This is a genomic window from Lysobacter zhanggongensis (assembly GCF_046638635.1).
GTDB classification, from domain to species: Bacteria; Pseudomonadota; Gammaproteobacteria; order Xanthomonadales; family Xanthomonadaceae; genus Novilysobacter; species Novilysobacter luteus.
This window is the reverse complement of record NZ_JBJXHK010000147.1, coordinates 1-2424: the sequence shown is the minus strand read 5'-3', so window position 1 is coordinate 2424 and position 2424 is coordinate 1. Positions and strand designations below refer to the sequence as shown.

Annotated in this window: 2 protein-coding genes and 2 pseudogenes; all 4 read left to right on the top strand. The window is 74.3% G+C overall.

All coding sequences use genetic code 11. The features are described 5' to 3' along the window. Positions 1 to 1026, top strand: a pseudogene (locus ACKVMH_RS13250) (8-amino-7-oxononanoate synthase); the annotation flags it as partial. A 110-nt stretch (positions 1027 to 1136) separates the two neighbouring features. Then, positions 1137 to 1307, top strand: a pseudogene (locus ACKVMH_RS13245) (8-amino-7-oxononanoate synthase); the annotation flags it as partial. A gap of 34 nt (positions 1308 to 1341) precedes the next feature. Beyond that, entirely contained in the window at positions 1342 to 2130 is a 789-nt protein-coding gene (gene bioH / locus ACKVMH_RS13240) for a pimeloyl-ACP methyl ester esterase BioH (protein ID WP_412700632.1), read from the top strand. Beyond that, the coding region (locus ACKVMH_RS13235) for a methyltransferase domain-containing protein (RefSeq protein ID WP_412700631.1) at positions 2127 to 2424 on the top strand (298 nt) is incomplete at its 3' end. The genes bioH and ACKVMH_RS13235, both read left to right, overlap by 4 nt.

The following is a 2424-nucleotide window of genomic DNA, read 5'->3' as shown; positions in this document are numbered from 1 at the left end:
GCCCGCGACGCGCGCGAGGCCGCATCGCGTCGCCGCGTGCGCCGCAGCGTCACCCACCGCGACGGCGCCCATGTCGAACTCGACGGCCGCCGCCTGCTGAACTTCTGCGGCAACGACTACCTTGGCCTGTCGCAGCACTTCGCGGTGGTCGGCGCACTGCAGGACACCGCCTCGCGGGAAGGCGCCGGCGGGGTGGGTTCGCACCTGGTCTGCGGCCACCACCAGGTCCACGACGCGCTCGAGAAGGAGCTGGCCGACTGGCTCGGCGCCCCGCGTGCGCTGCTGTTCGGCAGTGGTTACCTGGCCAACCTGGCGGTGATGCAGGCGCTGCTGGGCGACGGCGACGTCTGCGTGCAGGACCGGCTCAACCATGCCAGCCTGATCGACGCCGCCCGGCTGGCCGGCTGCCGGCTGCGCCGCTACCCGCACAACGACCCCGAAGGCGCGATCCGGCAACTGCGCGGCATGCCCGAAGGCGTCGCCATGCTCGCGACCGACGGCGTGTTCAGCATGGACGGCGACCTTGCCCCGCTGCGCGAGCTGGCCATCGTCGCCCGCGCCCAGCAGGCGCTGCTGTACGTCGACGATGCCCACGGAGTCGGCGTGGTCGGCCCGGAAGGGCGCGGCAGCGTCGCTGCTTGCCGGCTTGGCGTGGCGCAGGTGCCGCTGCAACTGGCCACGCTCGGCAAGGCGCTCGGCGGCCACGGCGCGGCCGTGGTTGGCGATGCGGACCTGATCGGCCACCTAGTCGAGACCGCCCGGCCGTACATCTACACCACCGCGATGCCGCCGGCCCAGGCCGCGGCGACGCTGGCCGCGGTCAGGCTCGCCCGCAGCGAGCACTGGCGACGCGAGAAGCTTGGCGAACTGGCGGTGCGCTTCCGCGCCAAGGCCAAGGCGGCCGGTCTGGTCCTGCTGCCGTCGGACACGCCGATCCAGCCCGTGCTGGTCGGTGACGAAGGGCGCGCGCTGTCGATGGCCGCCTCGCTGGAGCGCTCCGGCTACCTGGTCGCGGCGANGCGGCCGGTCTGGTCCTGCTGCCGTCGGACACGCCGATCCAGCCCGTGCTGGTCGGTGACGAAGGGCGCGCGCTGTCGATGGCCGCCTCGCTGGAGCGCTCCGGCTACCTGGTCGCGGCGATCCGTCCGCCGACCGTGCCGGAGGGCCGCGCACGGCTGCGGGTCACGCTGTCGGCACTGCACACCCCGGCCGACGTCGACGGGCTGGTGCAGGCGCTGGCGGGTGCGCGCGACCGCGCCGAGGCCGAAGCGCGCGTCGCTGCCATCACGGGCTGGGCGCCGGCGTGAGCCGCGTCCGGCCGCACCACTGACAGGAAGCGGAATGTTCATCGAGACGCACGGGCGTGGCCCCGCGCTGGCCCTGATCCACGGCTGGGCGATGCACGGCGGGCTGTTCGCGCCGCTGGTCGAACGCCTGTCCGACCGCTTCACCCTGCACCTGGTCGACCTGCCGGGCCACGGCCATGCGCGCGAGGACGACACTGCGCTCGAGCCCGCGACGCTGGCGGCGGCGCTGGTCGCGCGGGTGCCCGATGCGGTCTGGTTGGGGTGGTCGCTCGGCGGCCAGGTCGCCCTGCGCGCCGCGCTCGACCATCCCGGACAGGTGCGCGGGCTGGTGATGGTCGCGTCCTCGCCCCGGTTCGTGCGCGACGATGCCGACGGCTGGCCGCACGGCGTCAGCAGCACCCTGTTCGGTGATTTCGGCGACGCCCTTCGGCGCGACTTCCGCGGCACGCTGGAGGGCTTCCTCGCGCTCGAATCACTGGGTTCGGCCACCGCGCAGGATGAACTGCGCCGGCTGCGCGCGCAGGCGTTCGAGCGTGGCGAGCCGTCGTCCCGCGCACTGCAGCAAGGCTTGGCCCTGCTCGATACGGCCGACCTGCGCGGCGAGCTGCCCGGTCTGCAGGTCCCCAGCCTGTGGCTGTCAGGCCGACGCGACCGGCTGGTGCCCGCAGGTGCGATGCCGGCCGCCGCCGCGCTGGCGCCGCGTGCTCGCAGCGTGGTGATCGATGGCGCCGGCCACGCGCCGTTCCTTGGCGCGGCCGATCGGGTCGCCGATGCGATTTCGGACTTCGTGGATTCGCTCGCCACGTCGGAGTCGCCGGCGTGAGCGACCTGTTCGACCACCGCCAGGTCCGCCGCGCGTTTTCGCGCGCTGCGCAGGGCTACGACTCCGCGGCGGCGCTGCAGCGCGAGGTCGCCTCGCGCCTGATGGAGCAGCTGGACTACCTCGACGACCCCGCGCTCGGTCGCGATGCGCCGGAGGTGGTGGTCGACCTCGGCTCCGGCCCGGGCCACGCCGCCGCGGCGATGCAGAAGCGCTGGCCGAAGGCGCAGGTGCTCGCGCTCGACATTGCGCCGGGCATGCTCGCCCAGGTGCGCCGCAATGCCGCCGGCGGCGGGC

Excerpts from the sequence above, each read along its gene's own strand:
- bioH (WP_412700632.1), top strand. The coding sequence starts at position 1,342 with ATGTTCATCGAGACGCACGGGCGTGGCCCCGCGCTGGCCCTGATCCAC.